Annotated in this window: 1 protein-coding gene; it reads left to right on the forward strand. The window is 44.8% G+C overall.

The window, feature by feature from the left end; genetic code table 11:
• Nucleotides 1-267 precede the first annotated feature (267 nt).
• The coding region (locus P5674_RS25340) for a tetratricopeptide repeat protein (RefSeq protein ID WP_315670435.1) at nucleotides 268-844 on the forward strand (577 nt) is incomplete at its 3' end.

The raw sequence follows: 844 nt of genomic DNA on the forward strand, positions 1-844 counted from the left end.
TTCCATAAATTGTCTGCAAAAATAAAGGAATGAACCCATGATTAAACCACAGCAACTAATCAAAATCGGATTAACAGCAGCCACCTTATCAGTGATTCTAGGGGAGTCAGTAGTGGCGACCTCATCACAGCTTTATTCGTAGGTTGGGTTGAGGAACGAAACCCAACATTATGGCTCAAATCGCGGGGATTGACTTACTCAAAAAAACCGAGATTTTCTAGCTTTTACTTTTCCATAAATTGTCTGCAAAAATAAAGGAATTAACCCATGATTAAACCACATAAATCCATCAAAATCGGATTGATAACAGCCACATTATCCGTGATGCTAGGGGAGTCAGTAGTGGCGACCTCATCACAGCTAAAAACCAGTTCATCATCCCTTGAGTCAACGCCTATAATTCTCGCCCAAAATAGCAGTAATTCAGAAGCCGATAGATTGCGGCAAGAAGGATTACAACTATTTCAACAAGGAACCGCCGAATCATTACGACAAGCCCTAGAAAAGTGGCAAGTCGCCCGCCAACTCTATCGCGCTGCTGGGGATAGAAGGGGGGAAGCTGTCACCCTGCTGAGTATGGGGAGAATTAATGATTTATTAGGAGAAAAACAAACAGCCCTAGACTACTACAACCAAGCTTTACCCCTGTATCGGGCTGTGGGGGATAGAGGAGGGGAAGCTACTACTCTCAGCAATATTGGTGCTGTGTACGACTCCCTGGGAGAAAAACAAACAGCCCTAGACTACCTTAACCAAGCTTTACCCCTATTCAGGGCTGTGGAGGACATAGGGGGGGAAGCTGCTACTCTCAACAATATTGGCCATGTGTACGACTCCCTGGGAA

The sequence above is a fragment of the Limnospira sp. PMC 289.06 genome, from assembly GCF_032350395.1.
Taxonomy (GTDB): domain Bacteria; phylum Cyanobacteriota; class Cyanobacteriia; order Cyanobacteriales; family Microcoleaceae; genus Limnospira; species Limnospira platensis.